General features: G+C 46.8%; 16 protein-coding genes and 1 tRNA gene. 7 read left to right on the top strand and 10 right to left on the bottom strand.

What is annotated here, in order from left to right; all coding sequences use genetic code 11:
- Positions 1-30 precede the first annotated feature (30 nt).
- Entirely contained in the window at positions 31-402 is a 372-nt protein-coding gene (locus QUA43_RS22640; protein ID WP_333376688.1) for a DUF4278 domain-containing protein, read from the bottom strand.
- Positions 403-748: 346 nt separating this feature from the next.
- Entirely contained in the window at positions 749-1,093 is a 345-nt protein-coding gene (locus QUA43_RS22635) for a BON domain-containing protein (protein WP_333082559.1), read from the bottom strand.
- Positions 1,094-1,748: 655 nt separating this feature from the next.
- On the opposite strand from QUA43_RS22635, the gene QUA43_RS30940 reads away from it, so the two are divergent.
- Positions 1,749-1,874, top strand: coding sequence for a hypothetical protein (locus tag QUA43_RS30940; RefSeq protein WP_333086225.1), 126 nt, complete (start codon positions 1,749-1,751; stop codon positions 1,872-1,874).
- Positions 1,875-1,946: 72 nt separating this feature from the next.
- Here the strand turns inward: QUA43_RS30940 and QUA43_RS22630 are convergent, their stop codons facing one another.
- From QUA43_RS22630 to purC, 8 genes are all read right to left on the bottom strand, one after another.
- Positions 1,947-3,209 carry a DNA cytosine methyltransferase gene (locus QUA43_RS22630; protein WP_333376686.1) on the bottom strand — a complete coding sequence of 421 codons (1,263 nt, stop codon included), beginning with the start codon at positions 3,207-3,209 and terminating at the stop codon, positions 1,947-1,949.
- 136 nt (positions 3,210-3,345) lie between these two features.
- Entirely contained in the window at positions 3,346-4,518 is a 1,173-nt protein-coding gene (gene lpxB / locus QUA43_RS22625; RefSeq protein ID WP_333376684.1) for a lipid-A-disaccharide synthase, read from the bottom strand.
- A 9-nt stretch (positions 4,519-4,527) separates the two neighbouring features.
- Positions 4,528-5,130, bottom strand: a complete 603-nt coding sequence (locus QUA43_RS22620; RefSeq protein ID WP_333376683.1) for a Uma2 family endonuclease — start codon at positions 5,128-5,130, stop codon at positions 4,528-4,530.
- A 41-nt stretch (positions 5,131-5,171) separates the two neighbouring features.
- Entirely contained in the window at positions 5,172-5,966 is a 795-nt protein-coding gene (lpxA, locus tag QUA43_RS22615; RefSeq protein WP_333376681.1) for an acyl-ACP--UDP-N-acetylglucosamine O-acyltransferase, read from the bottom strand.
- Between the two features lie 128 nt (positions 5,967-6,094).
- A complete protein-coding gene (gene fabZ / locus QUA43_RS22610; protein WP_333376679.1) occupies positions 6,095-6,616 on the bottom strand; it encodes a 3-hydroxyacyl-ACP dehydratase FabZ in 522 nt (173 codons plus the stop codon).
- A gap of 85 nt (positions 6,617-6,701) precedes the next feature.
- Positions 6,702-7,559 (bottom strand): UDP-3-O-acyl-N-acetylglucosamine deacetylase, encoded by an 858-nt coding sequence (gene lpxC / locus QUA43_RS22605; RefSeq protein ID WP_333376677.1) that lies wholly within the window; start codon positions 7,557-7,559, stop codon positions 6,702-6,704.
- Positions 7,560-7,735: 176 nt separating this feature from the next.
- On the bottom strand, positions 7,736-10,117 hold the full coding sequence (locus QUA43_RS22600) for a BamA/TamA family outer membrane protein (protein WP_333376675.1): 2,382 nt from the start codon (positions 10,115-10,117) through the stop codon (positions 7,736-7,738).
- Between the two features lie 181 nt (positions 10,118-10,298).
- Positions 10,299-11,027, bottom strand: a complete 729-nt coding sequence (gene purC, locus QUA43_RS22595; protein WP_333376673.1) for a phosphoribosylaminoimidazolesuccinocarboxamide synthase — start codon at positions 11,025-11,027, stop codon at positions 10,299-10,301.
- Between the two features lie 257 nt (positions 11,028-11,284).
- On the opposite strand from purC, the gene QUA43_RS22590 reads away from it, so the two are divergent.
- From QUA43_RS22590 to QUA43_RS22565, 6 genes are all read left to right on the top strand, one after another.
- Positions 11,285-11,716, top strand: coding sequence for a response regulator (locus QUA43_RS22590; RefSeq protein WP_333291917.1), 432 nt, complete (start codon positions 11,285-11,287; stop codon positions 11,714-11,716).
- 124 nt (positions 11,717-11,840) lie between these two features.
- Positions 11,841-15,257, top strand: coding sequence for a response regulator (locus QUA43_RS22585; RefSeq protein ID WP_333376671.1), 3,417 nt, complete (start codon positions 11,841-11,843; stop codon positions 15,255-15,257).
- 159 nt (positions 15,258-15,416) lie between these two features.
- Positions 15,417-17,729, top strand: a complete 2,313-nt coding sequence (locus tag QUA43_RS22580; RefSeq protein WP_333376669.1) for a DNA phosphorothioation-associated putative methyltransferase — start codon at positions 15,417-15,419, stop codon at positions 17,727-17,729.
- Positions 17,730-18,384: 655 nt separating this feature from the next.
- Complete coding sequence (locus tag QUA43_RS22575) at positions 18,385-18,567, top strand: hypothetical protein (RefSeq protein ID WP_333376667.1); 183 nt, start codon at positions 18,385-18,387, stop codon at positions 18,565-18,567.
- Between the two features lie 529 nt (positions 18,568-19,096).
- Complete coding sequence (locus QUA43_RS22570) at positions 19,097-19,807, top strand: peptidoglycan-binding protein (RefSeq protein WP_333376665.1); 711 nt, start codon at positions 19,097-19,099, stop codon at positions 19,805-19,807.
- Between the two features lie 224 nt (positions 19,808-20,031).
- Positions 20,032-20,113: transfer RNA gene (locus QUA43_RS22565), tRNA-Leu, on the top strand.
- Positions 20,114-20,124 lie beyond the last annotated feature (11 nt).

The following is a 20,124-nucleotide window of genomic DNA, read 5'->3' as shown; positions in this document are numbered from 1 at the left end:
ACAAACGCTTTGTTTTCTGAAGCTTTTTCTCTAACACACCATCTGTCTCGACTCAATTTCTAGCAAGCGCAGCAGTGTTTCATCGCCCTTGGCCTTGGCTGCTTCCTTTCTACGATCGAGAATAGTGCAAATATTCGCCTGGTGCACTTGCGCCACTTCCACAACTGTTGGGTAATATTCCCCCCTCGTTGAGGCGCTAGCTGCTGCGACATCCCGATCGCCAGCTTGAGCATCTCGCTTTTTGGTATAGTTTGGGCCGCCGTATTTTCTGGGGTTGGGAATGTGTCTCGGATACCGATAGTTCCAGTTTTGACCCCGATATTTGCCCGCGACTTCGCCTTCGACCATATCTACTGTCGGAATGTCGTACTCGTAGTTTGAACCGCGATAAGTGAGTTTCATAATTTTTTGATCCTTATATTTATCGAGATAAAAAGGGCAGTCAGGTCAGGGTTGATTTTCTTCGCTAAAACTTTTTTAGTTTCTGTATTCAATTATACTGTTTTTTGAAATGAATCCGTTTTATTTACAAAAATTAATATTTTGAGGGGGAGACGGCAAGAAAAAACCCGCCGCAGCGGGTTTATACCAATTTCATAAAGTAGCGCTAGATATTACCCCCCCAACCCCCCCTTATTAAGGGGGGGCTAAGACTTCATCCATAGCACATCTTTAGAAAAATGGTATTAATCGAGTTTTTGACTGCTTCGAGCAGCACCCGGAGCGAAACTACTTCGGTTCCGAATAACTAGCCGACTGTCACCTGATCGGTTTGCACGTTTGTGGCACCTTCTTCAGCAGAGGCGATCGCCACCAACTTGTCGAGAATTTCCTGACTGGGAACTTGACCTTTGAGAACAACCGTGCTGCTGAGCTGAGCTACATAAACAGTCTCGATATCAGCAACTTCTGCATCGGCGTCAAAAGCTAAAGCAACCCGCTTCGCTAAGCCACTTTCGTCAAAATTTCCGTCTGGGCCGACTTTAGCAGGAGCGATGGATTGCGCTTGTGCTGCTTGCTGTACTACTTGTGCCATCGGTTCAGCCTGGGGTGCAGGCTTTTCGAGTCCGAACAGTCTTTTAAACCAACCCATAGTAGTTGAGTCTCCTGAAAATACACTTTTTACACAATAGCTCTAGAAGTCCAAAAGACTTTTGACACTCCCCTGCCTGAAGGCGAGGGGATTCTTGGTTCTGCGACATACCTTAAAACTATCTATCCTTGCGGCAGTGTTTAAACCAGGTATCCGTTCAAAAGAACCAAATATCGAGCTTAATTTAGATAGCCGAGCGAGGGTTTGTCTCCCCAAGCTTTCGAGAATTGCTTCTCTTGTTTCTGTGTGCCCCACAGTACATTTGAGAAATAAAAAGTTTAGTCTCTGATTTTGGCTTACATTAGTTAGCCCAGCTATGTTTTTCGTGGTTTTCGCCACCCACTAACCATTATTGTTTTCCGACCAGGCGTTTGAGCGTGGTGTCTCATGTGTATCGGCGGTTATTCTACCTGTAGTATAGTTATTGTACTCTACAATGAACACAATGCAAGAAAGTTCAAGAAAACACTTAACACAAGTTGATAATTAATTAAAGCCGTCAAGCTTATGACGGGGCTTTAGACCCAATTTCTTGGTAATTGTTGCAAAACTCAGTGAAATTTCTCACAATGTTTTCCGGCAGACTTTCACCATCTCAAATCTCCTCTGATATCCAGATGTTGATTGGGCTATTTTATGTATAGGACGCTACGCCTTGGATTGCAGGCCAGTAGTCGAAATAGTTCCCACTTTTACCTTGAAAAAACTTCACAGCGCGCCGGAATACATTCCCGGTTTGTTTAACTACCGGGGACATCTCGTGCGGGTCATCGAAGTGTGATCACTGATACAGGGGACGCTAAACCCGCGCTTAATTGGGGATAGCCCTGGATATACGCTGTCAATCTAATTCTTAACTTTTTAGATAATATTGTTCTGCTTCCGACCAATTGAGTTTAAGCAACGAATCATCTCCCCATGTCAGCTTGAGACTCGGTTTAATGGCTGTCACGCCCAAAGCGCTAATAATCTGCGCTGCTACAGCTTTCGCCAGTAGCGGCGGTACAGAATTTCCGACTTGGCGAAAACCGTGCCATTTTGTGACGTGAAATCTAAACCAGTCAGGATAGGAATGCAGTCGCGCAGCTTCTCTGACTGTAATGCACCGAGGGGCGATCGGGTGAATCGGTCTCGGCGAAGTATAAGCCCCCCTCGCCCTGTCGGTTCCCGCCCTGAGAGTGTTGCAAACTCCGTCAGGGTGAAGCTTGTAAAAACGGCTGATCGGCTCTTTTTCGCCGTGTTTGGCCGCCTGAAACCTTTCTATACATTCCTGAGAATGTTTAGTTCGCAAACTACAAGATAGGATTTGTCGATCGTACTCGCGATCGTAGGAATAATCATCATCCAAAGCATCAATTCCGCGCATTACACTCCCATAAGTGCTGCACTTTCCGTACTCCGCCATCACCCAATCTCTGTGTAGCAACTCGCTGTACTTTTCCACCTCCGGCAAATCTCCAATTGCATCCCAAACTGTCGGAACAGCAGGCAAATTAATTTTTTTATAACGTTTAGGAATTTTAATTTTCGGCAGTATAGTAGTTTGCTGAGGGTACTTGGGTAGCTCATAACCTTCTTTGCACCCAATCAAAAACAATCGTTTGCGAGCTTGCGGCACTCCATAGTTAACAGCGTTGAGAACTTGATAATTTTCTTCTACTTTATAGCCACGTTTCAGAAAAGAGCTAATTAAAACATTCAGGAGTTCTTTGTGTTCTCCTGATGCAATTCCCGGCACATTTTCCATTACAAAGAACTTGGGTTTTAGCTCCAAAACTAAGCGCTGAAAGTGAAAAATTAGAGAATTTCGCGGGTCGTCCACATCGCGCTTGCCCATCATGGAGAATCCTTGACAGGGCGAACCGCTGATTACTACGTCTATCTCGCGCCGCCCGATCGCCGATTTTTTCCGAATTTCTGAACCCTTAAGTGCTGTAACATCTTTGCACAGAATAGAGCACAGCGGGAAATTAAACTCGTGTGTGGCGCAGTGAATAGGGTCAATTTCGACTGAGGCAAGTACATCAAAACCTGCTTGTTCAAAGCCCAGGGTCATGCCGCCCGCGCCTGCAAATAAATCAACAGCGATCGGTCGCTTTTTCCGATTGCTTGGCATAACATTTCAATAACAAAGTTGCTTTAATAGAAATTCAGGAAATCAACCGCGTTTCTGGTAATAAATCGTGGGTTTGTCAAGGAGCCATCCACAAATAAACCAGGTTTATACATAACTTTTAAATACCAAAATTGCTTTAAGAAGCTGTATTTAATTTGACATTTTTCATTATTTCCGCAGCAGCCCGATCGCACACACCCACATCTCCGAGACTTTCGCGCATTTCCCGATAACCTGCCAAAGTTTGCTGGCGTCGATCGGCATTTTGCAGTAATTCCAGTGCGTGATTCACTATATTTTCCGCAGTCGCCTCGTCTTGCAGCAACTCCGGGACGATCGGCTTCATTTGTACCAAATTGGGCGGAGACATAAAAGGGATCGAAAATTTCAGGACGTGGCGAAAAATCCAAGCCGTAATTGGACTGACGCGATAGAGGACAACTTGCGGAACATCCAGCAAAGCCAACTCCAGATTAACAGTACCAGATTTAGTAATCGCCAGATCGGCAGCGGCTAATATTTCCAGAGTTTGATTTTCTAACAGAGTAGCCCTCAAACCGTAATTCTCGATCGCCTGTTCGATTTTGCTGCGGAAAGCTTTGTTAGCAAGCGGAATCCAGAAATGAACTTCCGGCAATTTAGCTTGAATAATTTGAGCGGCTTCAAATATAACCGGCATCAGGTACTTGAGTTCTTGGTGTCTGGAAGCGGGAATTAGGGCGATCGACACCTGTTCCGGCACAATTCCCAAAGTTTTGCGGGCAACTTCCCGGCTGGGCGCAGATTGCATTCTATCCACCAAAGGATGACCAACCCAACTCACTTGAGCTCCTTTTTTTTGATAATAACAAGCTTCCTCTGGGAAAATTGCCAAAAGTTGGTCGCAAATATTGACAATCAGATCAGTATTGCGAGGAGAAATCGACCAAACCCATTCTTGAGGTGCGATGTACCAAACCACCGGCAAATCAGGCAAACAGCGGCGGATGTAGCTGCCAATACCGAGATTAGGAGTCAAATAATCAATCAATACAACAGCATCCGGGCGGAACTTTTTGAGATATTGTTTAGCTTTTTGCTGAACTTTGATTGTGGGCCAAATGTAGGGCACTGATTCTATAAGACCCATAGAACCAATGCCCAAAGTATCGCCTAAAATAGTAGCACCCGCTTCCGCCATACGAGGGCCGCCCAATCCGGTTATTTCTAACTCCAAACCAGCGGCGACAGCGTAACGTTTTAAGGCTGCAACTAACAAAGCTCCTTGCAAATCGCCCGAAACCTCACCAGTGCTGATAAAAATTTTCATATTCGGACTTTATACAGGTGAGATGTTTGCTAATAACTCGGTAACAGCATCATATTGATCTGGCATATTAGCACAGCGTAGCAGTAATTCTAAGTCCAGATCGGGAAGGAATGCACTCCTGGCCATCTCCTGATAATTTTCACCTGTTAAGTAATAGAGAGATAACTGACTATTTTGCCAAAACCAGACTTCCCGAACGCCCAATCTTTTGTAGAACTCTAGAGTATTTATCCCACCACTGGTAATTACCACTTCAATAGCAATATCTGAGACTATTTTTGGCGTTCCTATATCATAGGAATCATCCGGCTCTTTTCTACCGCCTAATTCTCTGTTACCCAGAGTCGGGGCGCCCTTGCCGTAAAATCGAATCCCATTTGCTCTCATATATGCCTCTAGCAGCATACAGAGAGTTTTCTTGATGATTTCGTGTTCGGGCGAGACAGTCATAATTTGCAGTAGTCGATCGAGATAGAAAAATTTCACACCTCTGAAATCTTTAAAAGCTGCTTCTATAGCTTCAAATTGCTCCCAACTAACATCTGAGAACCTGATGCAGCCATCTGGTTCTGTTTCAGGGGATGTAGATTTGACTGAAGTATATACATTCATAGGGCAACAGTCGCTTAGTTCATAGGTTTATTCTACCTGATTCACTTTTTTCCAGGAATCAAACCGCGCCGCCCTTTGGTTATAGACTGCTGCACAAATCTCTGCAGGTGCTGCAAGTGGGGGTTTTCTGGCAACAAATCCAACTGTTCCAAAGCTTGATTTAGAGTGTAGCCAGAATGGTATAGAATACGAAAAGTTTTCTTCAAAACTAGCAAATCTTCTGGGGTAAAACCGGCGCGTTCGAGGCCTATTTTGTTGATTGCTCGCACTCTCGAAGGATTCCCCTCGACTAGCATATAAGGAGGTACGTCTCGATCGATCCTGCTCAAGCCGCCCACCATAGACAAGCGGCCGATGTGGACAAACTGGTGAACCCCCAAAACACCGCTCAAGCGGGCTTGAGACTCGATTTTAACGTGTCCGGCTAAGGCTACAGCATTGGCGATAATTACTCGATCGGCGATCGCGCAATTGTGTCCCACATGAACATACGCCATCAATAGATTATCATTGCCAATAGTCGTGCTTTCCCCCGCTCCAGTAGCGCGGTTGATTGTCACATATTCCCGAATGAGATTGTTGTCGCCAATTTTCACCCTAGTCAGAGAACCCTCGTATTTCAAATCTTGAGGTTCCAAACCAATCGCCGCACCGGGGAAAATTTGATTGCGAGCGCCTATTTCTGTTAGCCCATCGATAATTGCATGGGCGCCAATCTTAGTATCCGGCCCGATTTTCACTCTTTCCCCAATTACAGCATAAGCTCCCACTTCTACAGTCGGATGCAGTTCGGCGCGGGGATGAATCACAGCAGTTGGGTGAATCAAAGTAAGCATTTTTCAGTTGTCAGTTGTCTGTTGGCTGTTGTCCGTTGTCTGTTGACTGTTGGCTGTTGGCTGTTGCAATGCCCAATGCCCAATGCCCAATGCCCTGTTTGCCCAATGCCCAATGCCCAATCACCAATTTAATCTACCATTGAAAACATCAATTCTCCCTCACAAACTTTTTGTCCGTCTACTTCAGCCAGAGCCTGCATTTTTGCGAAGCGGCGGCGTTTTACCCACAGCAATTCTACAGTCATCAGCAACTGATCGCCCGGTACAACCTGACGACGGAACTTGACTTGATCAATTCCGGTAAACATCCACAATCCTTGCTTGATGTCGGGCAACTGAGCCAGAACAATACCGCCAACTTGAGCCATCGCTTCGACAATTAATACTCCAGGCATAATCGGCCGTCCGGGGAAATGCCCTTGAAAATGCGGTTCGTTGAAAGTCACATTTTTAATTCCTACAGCCTTCTCGGAGGGCACGTAATCAACAATCTTGTCAACCAGTGCAAAAGGATAGCGATGAGGCAATAATTTCTGAACTTCTTCGAGAGTAAAAGTAGATTTAACCGCTGGAGAATCCTCGCCGTTGTTGGTGGGGACGGATTCAGAATTAGCAGTATTTAGGGTGTTAACTTCAGTCAGCGTAGACATTGCTTGAAGACTTTTGAGGGTAGTATTGCAGAAGGCAGAAGGAAGAAGGAAGATGCAATCTTAACAGAAAATCACCTGTTTTTTCCTAACTTTTATCTAGGGTAGCTAGAGCTTCCGATTTCAGGGCTTGGGCGAGTTGGACGTGCAGGTTGTGACTGGCTTTGTAAGCCAAGTAGTGAGCTTTTGGCCAAGTTCCGAGCAGACTGAGGTCGCCTGCTAGGTCTAGGATTTTATGGCGCACTGGTTCGTTGGCAAATCTCAAAGGCGGGTTGAGCCAGCCGGATCGATCGCAAACTAGGGCGTTTTCTAGGGTACCACCTTTGATCAAACCTGCTTGTCGCAATTGGTCAACTTGGCGGGCAAGTCCAAAAGTGCGGGCTGGGGCGATCGCGCTAGCAAAACTTTCTGCCTCTGGCGACCAACTGTACCATTGATTGCCGATCGCCTGTTCCTCAAAATCAATTCCGTAACTAAATCGAGTTTCGGCTGAGGGTAAAGCCGCTGCAAAAGCATCCCCGTGGCGCACCCAAATTGGCTGTTCTAGGACGAAGGAGGCAGTGGAGTCTTGCTTCGATTCTTGAGGAACTAAGCCGGTATGGGCGATCGCCTCTACCCAAACCAGAGCCGAACCGTCCAGCAGAGGCACTTCCGGCCCATCAACCTCAATTCGAGCATTATCCGCTCCCATCCCAGCCAAAGCGGCTAATAGATGCTCTACAGTGCGAATTTCAGCATCGATACCTGCCAGTTCAGTTGAAAGTGCAGTCTGGCAAACCGCCTCAATTTTTGCAGGAATTCTCGGAGCACCAGGCAAGTCAATTCTGACAAAATAGCGGCCTTCCCCAACCGCAGCAGGCAAAACTCGGACGCGAGTTTGTTCGCCGCTGTGCAAACCGATTCCCGACAGTTCAAATTCAGATTTTAAGGTACGTTGAATAGTCATTAGTCATTAGTCAGTAGTTAGTAGTTAGTAGTCAGTAGTCAGTAGTTAGTAGTCAACTGTCAACTGTCAACTGTCAACTGTCAACTGCCAACTGCCAACTGTCAACTGTCAACTGTCAACTGTCAACTGTCAACTGCCAACTGCCAACTGCCAACTGCCAACTGCCAACTGCCAACTTAGAATCGCTCACCAATTCCAAAGTGAATTTGATTGTCGCCAGTGTCGTTGATACCGTAATCGATCCGGATCGGCCCTAAAGGAGATTGAATCCGCACGCCGAGGCCGTAACCGTAACCGCTACCCGGCTTTTCGCGAATACCGGCCGGGTCGCCCGGGACATCTTTGCCAGTGCCCAAGTCAGTGCCAGCATCCAAAAATAGCGCTCCGCCGATAAACGAAATAATCGGGAAACGGTACTCAACGCTGGCTTCTAGGAAGCTGCGGCCTGCTCCCAGGTCGCCTTCGGCGTACCCGCGCACCGAGTTGGCGCCGCCCAAGGCAAAGGCTTCGTAGGGAGGCAAATCTCCGAATACGGTGCCGCCTCTAAAACTGAATGCCAGGGTTTGAGGGCCGGGGGTAAAGTTAGTGTACTTGACTGGTAGATACAAGCTGTAGCTTGCCCGCAGGCGGTTTAAGAGGATGCTGCCGGAACCTACAGGAATCGATTGTTCCATCCCAAATCTGAGCAGGGAACCGCTAGTGGGGCGGAGAGGGTCGTTGCGCCGATCGCGTACAACACCTGCTTGCAAAGTTGTCAAGTCATCCGAACCCGAATCGCTAAAACTCAACTGGTTGCCGAGTTCGTCCTCGGATTCGCGCCTGCCTTTGCGATCGGTAATTGAGACTCGCTGGTACTGTAAGCCGACTGAAGCAGTCCACTCAGGATCGGCAAAAGGATTGCGCGACAGGGGACGGGTGAAATTGATGCCGGCCCCGGTGCGATTGATGCGGGGTCGATCCTCGTTGGGCAATCTGACTTCCCGTTCGCCGCCGTCAAAAATCACGCTGATCGATCGTCTTCTAAACGCATTAATCGTATAAGAAGTCCGGTAAGGATCGCCCGCAATCCAGGGATCTGTAAAACTCAGGTCAAACAGATTTTGGCGTTCCCCGATTTGCACCTCCGCGCCCAACTTTTGGTTCCTACCTCTGAAGTTTTGCTGCTGGTAACTCAGCGTACCGAACAAACCCGTCGCGGAACTCAAACCCGCACCTGCCGCCAGAGAACCGGTATTTTTCTCAATGACGTTGACAATTACCCTTGCCTTGCGGGGGTCAGTCGTTCCCGGTTCCAAGGCAAGTCGCACGTCTTCAAAAATTCCCAAACCAAACACCCGTCTCAAATCCCTTTCCGCCTTGGTGCGGTTAAAGATGTCTCCGGGCTTGAGTTCTACTTCGCGGGTGATGACAAACTGACGGGTGTTGCCTCCGATCGGCTGACCCGTGGCATCTGTTGCCTCTCCCTCCTTGTTCAGGAAGCGAACATCAACGGATTCGATCTGGCCTTCTGCCACTACCAGGGTGACAGTGCCGTCGTCTGCTACTTGCGGGGCATCAGTGATTTGGCCCAAAACATAGCCGTTGTCTTGATACCACGCATTAATTTTTTTCACTCCCTCTTCAAAGCGGCGGAGGTTGAGAATTTTGCCGTATTGATCGCGGAAGCTTTCGTCAATTACGCTTTGGGGCAGCACTTGCTGACCGGTGATTGTCACTCCCCGCAACACCGGATTTGGCTGCACAATAAAAGTCACCCGGACGCCCAACGGGGTGTCTTCCGGTACTGCCCGCACGTTTCTGAAAAAGCCCGTGGCAAAAATGGCGTTGATGTCTTGTTGCAGTTGGCTGCGGTTGGTCGTGCGTCCCGGTTGGGTGCTGATGACTCGGTAAATTTCGGTTTCCAAGTCTTCCGTCGCCCCGGTGACGGTAACTTCTGCAACTAGCACTTGCGGTTCGGCCGCCCCAGCGGGTGCAGGGGTTTGTCTAGGCTGCGGTGCTGGGCCAGGGGGCAATTGGGGAACCGTGTTAGCGGGCGGTCTCGTCGGGGCCGGTATTGTCGGAACTTGGGCGTTTTGAGCGATCGCCCCTGATACCTCTGGTTTCCCTAGCTCTGCTGCGATCCAGGCGGGCGTTACAGCCGATTCATCGGGGGGGAGCGAGCTGTCCTGTTGGGCGTCTGGCAGGGCGTTTTGGCTGCTAGAGGCGGAGGCGGGGTTGGATGCTAGCTCGGGTTTGAGTTGAAAGCTGGCAGGGGAAACCGGGGAGGGCGGGTCTGTGACTAGCCTTGGGGGTTCGCGGTCGTTTTCTCCTCTGGCAGGGGCCGCAGCTATTTTTAGGGCTTCGGCTTTGCTGGTTTTAGCGGCTTTGCGCTTTTGAGGAGGATTTTGGGTTAATTCGGGAATGGGGCGATCGGGTAATTCGATCGACGGGGCGGGCCGGGCGGCAGCCAAAGCTTCCTCTGCTGATTCAGAGTAGGATGTTTGGCCGTTTGCAGAATTTGATAACCCGAATGTTGCTGAGGCAGTAAAAACTGCCACCAATACAGCAGATAAACGCATTTTTGTTCACTTTTTTGGGCAATCCACACACCACATTAGTCATCAGTCATCAGTCATTAGTCATTAGTCATTAGTCATTAGTTATTGAGTCGGTTGAATTTGCCGCTGACTGCTAACTGTTGACTGCTGAGTGCTAAATGTCCGTGACAAACTGTGCAATTGTACCGCATTGTTAAGGCCTCTAGAGTTTCTGAGCTAGAACCCGCTGGAGAACTTGCTGGTAAGCGGTTTCCACCGATCCCAAGTCGCGGCGGAATCGGTCTTTGTCCATCACGCGGGCGTCGGGGTCGGTTTCTGCGTTGTCCCAGAGGCGGCAGGTGTCGGGACTGATTTCGTCGGCGAGGATCAGATTTTGATGTTGGTCGATACCGAATTCTAGTTTGAAGTCTACCAGCGTGATGCCGCACTGGCTGAAAAATTCTTTGAGTATTTCGTTAATTTCGCGGGCGGCGGTTTCTAGTTGGTCTACTTGTTCGGGGGTGGCTAGCTGCATTAGCAGCAGCCTGTCGCGGGTCAGCAGCGGGTCTCCCAAATCGTCGTTTTTGTAATAAAACTCCACCAGCGGCGGATTGACTATTGTGCCGAGGGCGAGTCCGGTTTGCTTGCAAAGACTGCCGGCGGCAATGTTTCTGACTACGACTTCCAAGGGCAAGATTTGGACGCGACAGACTCGCATTTGGTTGGGGGCTGGCGTGTCGATGAAGTGGGTGGGAATGCCTTTGGCTTCTAGCATCCGAAACAGGTGGGCGGATACGGCGCAGTTGATTTCGCCTTTGCCGACGATGCTGCCGCGTTTCTGGGCGTTAAAGGCTGTGGCGTCGTCTTTGAAGTGGGTCAGCAAAATTTCGCTGTCTTCGGTGGAGTAGAGGATTTTGGCTTTGCCTTCGTAGAGTTTGCGATCGGCTGACATGGCGATTAATAATGTAGATGAGTTTTAGATTTTACCGTAGCTCGATCGGGTGTTATTGGCGAGTTTTTGGATCTCCGCTGCACCGCTCATTCTCTGACGGGCGAGTACACCTGTAGGTAGATACCGTCATCGACCCCGGCATAAATGATTCTTGACAAAGGACAATAGAGATTAAACCTGCTGGGTTCGCGATCCGTCCTGACTAAACCTCGCCAACGAGACGGGCGCTTAAAAAACATCTATAAAATGGCTGATTTATGCAAGACAAAAAAATTCATATTCTCTTGGTAGAAGATGATGAGGTTGATGTGATGAACGTCCGGCGAGCTTTCAAAAAAAATAACATCGTCAACCCCCTCTACATTGCTGCCAATGGATTAGAAGCTCTAGCTATATTGCGTGGAGAAGGAAAAATTGATCCTCCAATGCCTCAAGCGCGCCGGTTGATTTTGCTGGACTTGAATATGCCGAGAATGAGCGGGATCGAGTTTTTGCAAGAATTGCGACAGGATGAATGTTTGAGGTCGATTCCGGTAATCGTCCTCACAACTTCTAATGAAGATAGAGATAAAGTAAAAGCTTATAATTTGAATGTAGCGGGCTATATTCTTAAACCTGTTACTTTTTCTAACTTTGTGGAAGTGATGGCTACCCTAAACAGATACTGGATGCTGAGCGAAATTCCCTAAAGTAAGGAAAATTCAATAAAAAATTTATTTTTTAATGTAGCTTGGTGATTTTTCTGCGATGCAGTTATTTTAATTCCTTTTTCCAGACAGCAGCTTTTTCGGAGTAATCCACAATTCGGTTTTTATGGACAAAATTCTCACAATTCTGATAGTTGATGACGATGCAGTCGATCGAATGGCGATCAAACGTTCGCTCAAGTCCGCTGGTGTTTCCGCAGGAGTTACTGAAGCAGAAGACTGCGCGGATGCGCTGGCCAAACTCTCGGTGAGCAAAAATTCTACGCAGGCTACTGCGAAACTCTCCAAACAAAATAAATCTCAACCTCTAAACGAGGTTGAGGAGACAGAAAATGGGCTGCTATTAAATCAAATATTTGAGTGCAAATTTGACTGTGTATTCCTAGACTACGGATTGCCGGACGGAGACGGACTGAGTTTGGTAAAAGATCTACGAGAAGCTGGGCTGAAGGTTCCCTTAATTGTACTCACCGGTCAAGGCGACGAACAAATTGCTGTGGAATTGATGAAGGCAGGAGCTTCTGATTATATCGCTAAAAACAAGCTTTCTCCCGAAAGTTTGTCTCGCAGTTTGTCCAATGCGATGCGCGTTTACCGCGCCGAATTTCAGGCGTTTCATACCAGTCAAAAACTCAAGGAAAGCGAAGAACGATATAGGTTAGTTTTAGAGGGAGTAAACGACGGAATTTGGGATTGGGATTTAAGTAAAAATGAGGTTTATTGGAACGATCGCCTTTTGGAAATTATTGGTTTGTCGCGAAAGCAATTTGGCAGGAGTATGGAAGCTCTATACAACCGCCTGCACCCCGATGACAAGGAGGGAATTATCGCGGCGATCGCCGCTCACTTGGAACAAGAAATAAACTATAATGTAGAATTTCGGCTACTACACTCGAACGGTGTTTACCGCTACTGCACTTCTCAGGGAAAAGCTCAGCGGAATGCCCAAGGAAAAGCACTGCGAATGGCCGGCATGATTAGCGACATTACTGAGCGGAAACAGGCGGAAAATGCTGTGGAAAGGGAACGGCAGCAACTGAGACAAATTATTACTTGCGTGCCTGTAGCAATGGCGATGTTCGATACGGAAATGCGCTATTTAGCTAACTCGCACAAATGGCTGACTCAATTTAATTTTGAGTGGCAGTCGCTGACTAATCTCAGTCATTACGAATTGTTTCCAGATACCCCGAATCGCTGGAAAGTAATGTATCAAGAAGTGCTCAGAGGTGAGGTAGTTTCTGTGAGCGAAGATGCTTGGGAACGAGCAGACGGCTCTGTTATTTACCTGCGCTGGGCCGCTCACCCTTGGTACAATCCCGACGGTAAAGTAGGGGGAATTGTGATGGTTGCCGACAAGATTAATGAGTTGGTAGAAGCGCGGGAAACTGCCTTAGAAGCTAGCCGGGTGAAGTCACAATTCTTGGCGAACATGAGTCACGAAATTCGCACTCCGATGAATGGGGTTTTAGCAATGGCTCAATTGCTGCTGCGCGCTCCTCTGGAACAGAAACAGCGGGACTGTGCTCAGACTATTTACCGCAGTGCTGAACATTTGCTGAACGTTATTAATGATATTCTCGATTTCTCTAAGATTGAAGCTGGAGAAATGCGGCTGGAAAAGGCTAATTTTGATTTGGATAGCTGTGTTGAGTCGGTGATAGAAATCGTAGCGCATTTGGCAGAAGAAAAAGGTATTGAATTGAATATTTTAGTTGACAGTTCCGTACCCAGAAAGCTGGTGGGCGACTCTGGCCGATTGAAGCAAGTTTTGCTTAATTTGACGGGGAATGCCATAAAATTTACCGATAGCGGTCAAGTTCTAATTCACGTAACGGTGAAACAGGGCAACCGACTGGCAGAGGGTAGACAAGGGGCAAGATTGCTATTTTCGGTGCGGGATACTGGCATTGGAATTTCGGCAGAAGGGCAAACAAAGCTGTTCCAATCTTTTTCTCAGGTAGACGATTCTCCTACTAGACCTTACGGTGGTACGGGTTTGGGTTTGGCTATTTCCAAGCAGTTAGTGGAGATGATGGGAGGCGACATTGGAGTTCGTAGTTTGCTAGGCAGCGGTGCGACTTTTTGGTTTGCTGTACCTTTGGAAAAACAGTTGCAAGTTGAGCCTAATAAACCCGAACTTGTGGGCAAGAAGCTGTTAGTAGTCTCTGGAAGTGCTTTGAGGAGGGCAGCGGTGCGATCGCTCGCTCAAAGTTGGGGTGCCCGCTGCGATGAGGCAGAAACTGCTGATGAGGCTTTGAGTTGGTTGAAAAATGCCCAGGGCGGGATTTTTCAGAATTCAGGGGAGGGGGGAAAAAGCTGGGATGTGGTGCTTGTGGACTTGCAAATGCCGGAGTTGGATGGGGAGGAATTTGCTAGGAAAGTGCGATCGACCTCGACAGTTGGCTCGTTAATCGCCATGACTGCTTTGCGAGAACAGCCGAAGGCTGAATCGCTTTGCAGTCGGGGTTTTAACGGATATTTGATCGAGCCGGTGCGGCCTAGCCGCCTGCTTGAGGCAATGCTTGCGCCGGTGAAGCGAACAGGAGATTTTGGGAGATTGGAGGCTGCTAATACTTGCAAGTTGCCACCAGTTAATTCTCAATGTATTACTCCCAATTCGCCGTCATCCCTGAAAATTTTGGTTGCGGAAGACCACCCGATCAATCAACAAGTTCTTGTCGAACAGTTGGCGGTTTTAGGCTATCAAGCTGACTGCGTGGTCAACGGTCAAGAAGCGCTGGATTTGCTGGCAAAAAAAAGCTATGATTTAGTGTTGATGGACTGTCAAATGCCGGTACTTGATGGTTACAAAACGGCGCAAAAGTTGAGACAAATCGAAGGAAGCGATCGGCATACTTTTGTGATGGCTTTAACTGCTCATGCTATGCCGGGGGAACGAGAAAAGTGTCTGGCGGCGGGGATGGACGATTATCTCAGCAAACCTGTAGATTTAGATGCTTTGGCGGCGGCCCTGAAAAAGTATGAAGCCCTAAATGTTCAGGGTGAAAATAAGTATGGAGTTAAAAGTATAAATTTGGAAAATAAATCTCAATTAGCAACAAATTATACAGAAGTTGTGGAAAAAGCGCAGGTTGTGGCTGGGCCGACACCAAGGGCGATCGCACTTCAAACTTGGGAACATAGAGACTACGACGGACTGTTCGACAAGAGCAGATTGGAGCAACTCAAACGAGTTAATATTAAATTGCCAGAGCGACTTTTGCAAGCTTTTGTGGCAGGCGCGCAAGCTGATGTAGCTGCTGCCAAAATAGCCGTAGAAGCTAAAGATTGGCAAGCTGTGGAATATCAAGCACACCGTCTCAAGGGAACTTCGGCTAATGTGGGAGTTGCTCTGATGTCGGATTTGGCCGCACAATTGGAGCATCAAGCGCGAGGCTTTCAATCTGAACCACCAGAGGTGCAATTGTTAAATATTGAGAGGGTTGAAAATATATTAGTGAGTTTGTCAAATCATTTAGCCAGAGTTCAACAATTTGTCGAAACTCGAATGTTTGGTTAGTCGGTTAGTCGATATTAGTCGGCGATTGAAATCGCGCCTAAACAAACGAAGTCCGCCTACGCGGACTAAGAAATAAATTCTTTCTTTCTTTCTTTTTTTCTTCACTCTGTGTTCTCTGCGTTCTCTGCGGTTAATTTAAAAAAAATAATTAATTTAGCTATGAATTACGATACCAGTACAAACACTGTTTTAGATGGCGATTCATTAGAAAATGATGAAAAACTGCTAACGCCTTTGATGGTTTTTGCTCAAGAAGTTTTAGTGTACGAAAACGAGGCTATCTCTGAGCAAGATTCTGTAAATGCTGTGCCGTACCCGCCAGATGAAAGCAATAATTTATGTGTTGACAATCTGGTGGCAAAAGTGTCTCGCTGCTGTCGGGAAAGCAAGGTAGGAAAAAAATTACCGACGGCTTTTTACGTTCACGTTTCGGCTTTGCAGACACTCAACCCTGTCCTTGGAATTTACGAAAATTGTGCCAGACGCACTCTCGAAAATATTGATGAAGCAACTTTAGTTAAAGTTTCACTCCGTCAACCTAAAATATCTTATCTTTTTTACCCTGATTTCGATACAGATGCTCATCCTGCTTTGCAAACCAGCATCCAGATTAATCTAGCAACAGGGGAAGTTAAATATTTCGATTACAGCAACAGCGAAAATCCCCCTGTTTTGCACCGCAAGGAAACTTTTGTAGCTGCAGATTATCCCCATTACGAAAAGTTTGCGAGGCTGACTCGCTGCGAGGAAAAGTGGGGGCTGCTTGACAATACTAGCGTTATCGGAACTCGCGACGGTTGGCTCAAATATTTGGGATATTGCGGTGTGGAAATCCAAGATCATACTGTTGTCGAGCGTTTGAAACAGGAGAATAGTGAGCTATCAATTCCTAAAATCGAGCGACACAAAGCTGCAATGGTACGCAATTCGCTTTCTAAACCTCTGCGTCTGGTTTTAGAAGCTGATTTAGCGAGGGACGGCGCGACTTTTTTTGATTACGGTTGCGGTTACGGCGGGGATATTAAATATATTGCACAAGAGGGTTATGCTATTTCTGGTTGGGACCCATACTATCAGCCGGATACTCCGCGAATTTGTGCTGATATTGTGAATATTGGTTATGTGATTAATGTAATTGAATCTTTGGCGGAACGCCGAGAAGCTTTGCTGAATGCTTGGGAATTAACTAAGAGTTTATTAGTTGTAGCGGCTCAGGTTTTGATTGATGATAGCGATCGAGGTCAAATTGCTTATGGGGATGGGGTGATTACTTCTCGGAATACTTTTCAGAAGTATTACGAACAAGAAGAGTTGAAGGTTTATATTGACCAAGTTTTGAGTGTTGATGCAATTCCTGTGGCTTTGGGGATTTATTTTGTGTTTCGGGATGCTGCGGAGGGTGAAGGTTTTCGTGCTTCTCGGTTTCGATCGCACTTATCGACTCCCAGAGTGCGATCGCAAGTTAAGCGGTTTGAGGATTATGCGGAAATGTTGGCTCCTTTGATGGCTTTTGTGAGCGATCGGGGCCGCCTTCCTGTTAAAGGCGAATTAGCTGAAGAATCGGTAATTAAGGGGGAATTCCACAGTTTTAATCGCGCTTGGAGGGTGATTTTGCAAGCAACGGATGCGGATGATTGGGAGACAATCGCCGACAAGCGCCGCCAGGATTTGCTAGTATATCTCGCTCTCAACGGTTTGGGCGATCGACCTTCAATGCGCCGACTCCCGGCTCAAATCCGCAACGACATCAAAGGTTTGTTTGACAATTATCAAAAAGCTTGCACTTTGGCAGATTTAATGCTATACAGTCTGAGCAAACCTGATATTGTTGCGGATTGCTGCGAAGATAGTGCGATCGGCTACAAACAGCCCGGTTCCCTTTCAGTTCACGTCTCTGCATTAGAAGAACTAGACCCTTTGCTCAGGCTCTACGAAGGCTGCGCCAACCGCACAATTGGCAGGCTTGACGGCGCGACAATCATCAAATTTTACGCTCGCAAACCTCAAATTTCCTATTTATTTTATCCCGATTTTGACACTAACCCGCATCCAGCCCTCCACACGGCTATGCACATACATTTGCGCGACCTTTCTGTCAGCTATCAAGACTATTCTGATTTGTATAATCCACCAATTTTAGTTAGAAAAGAAGCTTTTGTTAGTTCTAATTATCCCCATTACGAGAAGTTTGTAAAACTTACCCGCCAACAAGAAAAGTTAGGGATTCTCGATGGTGGCGCAGTTAAAAAACATCGGGAATGGGTGAAGTGTTTGGAGGAAAATTGCGTTAAAATTAAGGATCATAAGTTGTTTTGGCGATCGAATGCTGAGCCAGAAAAGTTGAAAATGCTGCAAAAAGCTGCCTCGGAACGTCAGCAGAAAAAGATTGAGCTTAATGCAAGAAAGATTGAACAAACCGCAGAGAGCACAGAGGGCGCAGAGGATGGAACGGTTAGTGGCGAACACAGTTAAAATTTGTTGGTGAGGCGTTTACAATTGAGGATTGGGCAGTAGTTTGAAAACGATAGTTTTTTGTGAATAACGTATTGACATTGTAAATACATTTTACCTATACTAGGGAGCCTGAATGGGGGTAGTCATGCACAGTAATGATATCGTTTTGTTATGCAAAAATTATAGTGATGTACAAAGTTAAAAATTGCCCGAATATGGTTTTGCAGTATTCAGCGCTACATAAAAACGGTTAGCTATTGCTTTTTGTGAGGGTGGTTAATTATAGTACAAATCCAGAATCTTTTGTCTACAATCAATAGAATAAACTTTCATTTTTAGTAATGTGTGATACTCGCTACAATCATTGATAGTTGTAAGTCGAGTGAATTCTGTAAGTCGAGTGAATGCTGTGGATGGAGCAACTGCTGTGAGCGATCCATTTAATTAGAGCTGCATGACATTTTGGGGTTCGATATTTTTCACTTTGTTCAAGTCAGTTAGATCATACCTCATTTTTTTGAGAAAGGCTATATTTAACAGTTACTTGTCCAAAAATAATTACAATATCCGAGCGCAGAAACCGTTGAGATACGAGACAAATGATTAATTTTAATATTAAATATTGTCGAGTTGCGAGCGAGCGCAAAAATACGAGTGAACGCCAAACATACTTATGCTTCATTCTCAAATTTTAGCGAGGCTAAAATTTGAGAATGAAGCCGCCCTGCCCCGCAGGGGGCAAGTTCCGTTTAATAATTCCGATACTACCGGAGTTGATATTACGGAGGGATTAAAGGAAAAAACTTTGCCTTTCATAGATCAACTTTGTACAAAATCTGCCTGTAAAGATTTGTGAATGACGACAGGTTTTGTACCATAAGACTGAGGCTAAAAGACGTGGTTTATACGAAAATATGGGCTTTGGTAACGAAACATCTCGGAATCAACCGGGTTTATTAGGAATAGTGCGAACCGGCCCCTACTTCTAAGACGTAACTTCCAACTCGCAACTTCTGAGTGCTGGTGTCCCTATTGCCGAAATTCTAGAGACCGGGGCAGATATATAGCAATCCTTGCAGGAGTCGTAATTTTTGTACCCTACCCTAACCCTCCCCGCGGGTTCGGGGAGGGAGTAAGAAATTCACAAATGATGCGAGGATTGCTATGGCAACCGCGCCAGAGGCTGAGGACGTTCTTAATGGCCCAAACCAATGCGGTCTATTACCCCTTCCCTCTGACTTCTTGTTACCCGATCGCCAAGTGAAATGGCGTTGTTCCTTCTTCCTTTTGCTATATGTCTCAGAAAGCAGTCCGGGTAATACAATTAGATTTAGAAACATGAAAACAGCGAAACCTTGTCAAACCTCACTAACAGGATGAAATTTATGCGTGTGACTACTGTTACGATTTTCAGCTTGATCGCTCTGCTCGCTCCAGGCTTAACCCGAAAGGCAACTGCTGCTTTTGACTCCGAACCATTTGTGCAGGAACAGTACCGCAGAGACTTTACGGCTCCCGCTGATCCTGGTGCGTCAGCATCGCCTGAAGGAAAGTCCCAAGCAGATATGTTTAACAAGCCTTTTTACGCGGGCGAGCAGCCGCCAGTGAGAAAGGAAAAAACTATCTCGGCGGGAGCTGACGGGCCAGAAGTTGCAGCCATACAGCAACGGTTGCAGGTGCACAGTTTCAAGGTGGGGACGATCGACGGTTCGTATGGCTCTCGCACTACATCGGCTGTCAGTGCCTTTCAGCAGTCTAAGGGTTTGAAGTCAGACGGCATTGTGGACAAAGAAACTTGGACAGCTTTAGCAGCAGATCCGGCGCCGGCTCCTGAAACTGTGCAGAGCAATGCTCCAATTCTGAGCAATGCTGCTGTTCCCGGCAATCCTCCAACTCTTCTCAATAAAGGCGCTGTTGGCTCCAAGGTGAAGACGTTACAGGTGCGTTTGGAAATACAGGGTTACGATCCGGGCCCGATAGACGGCATTTTTGGCGCTCGCACTGCTACGGCTGTCAAGAACTTTCAGAAATTTAAGGGTTTGACGGCTGACGGCATGGTGGACGAAACAACCTGGAAGGCGCTCGGCCAAAAGTAAGTGACCAGTGAAAAATACGGAAAATTGCTGTGGCGATAACTCATGATTGAACCCGGTGTCCCAAAATGACCGGGTTTCTCGATGTTGGGCGATCGAGCAATTGGGTCATTAGCCTGCGGATTTATCAGTGGGTCGCTTCCTTCAATTCTAAAATCTAAAATCTAAAATCTAAAATCGATTGACCGATCGCTCTGTTGTGTGGTAAAGTAGTTGAATGTCAAAATGCGGATATGGCGAAATTGGCAGACGCGCCAGATTTAGGTTCTGGTTCCGAAAGGAGTGAAGGTTCAAGTCCTTTTATCCGCACTACTATCAAC

The organism is Microcoleus sp. N9_B4 (genome assembly GCF_036701635.1).
In the GTDB taxonomy this organism is placed as follows: Bacteria; Cyanobacteriota; Cyanobacteriia; order Cyanobacteriales; family Microcoleaceae; genus Microcoleus.
Note: the sequence above shows the minus strand (reverse complement) of the source record. Positions and strands in the feature narration are given on the sequence as shown.